Origin of the sequence: Pseudomonas sp. CFBP 8772 (assembly GCF_014841665.1) — a bacterium.
Classification (GTDB): Bacteria; Pseudomonadota; Gammaproteobacteria; order Pseudomonadales; family Pseudomonadaceae; genus Aquipseudomonas; species Aquipseudomonas graminis_B.
Genome location: NZ_JACYUI010000040.1, coordinates 1 through 345, shown reverse-complemented (window position 1 = coordinate 345; position 345 = coordinate 1). Strand labels below are relative to the sequence as shown.

The 345-nt window shown below is 55.9% G+C and carries 1 protein-coding gene; it reads left to right on the top strand.

Going from position 1 to position 345, the window contains the following annotated elements; all coding sequences use genetic code 11:
• The coding region (locus IFT99_RS26035; RefSeq protein WP_192136181.1) for an integrase core domain-containing protein at nucleotides 1-337 on the top strand (337 nt) is incomplete at its 5' end.
• Between the last annotated feature and the right edge of the window lie 8 nt (nucleotides 338-345).

The following is a 345-nucleotide window of genomic DNA, read 5'->3' as shown; positions in this document are numbered from 1 at the left end:
GCCTGGCCTGATCGCTCACTCCGATCGCGGCAGCCAATATGCGAGCGCAATCTACAGATCGCTGCTGGCCAGGCACGGGATGCAGCAAAGCATGAGCCGTAAGGGCAACTGCTGGGACAATGCGGTGATGGAGCGCTTCTTCCTGAGCCTGAAAATGGAGCGGGTATGGCGGCGCAATTACGCCAACCATGGCGAAGCGGTACGCGACATCACTCAATATATCGTTGGGTATTACAACAACGAGCGGCTGCACTCAAAACTGGGGTATCTGCCACCGACCGTTTACGAACGGACGGTGGCCTTGAAACAACCTATCGAGGTGTCCGGAATTAGTTGACCACTACA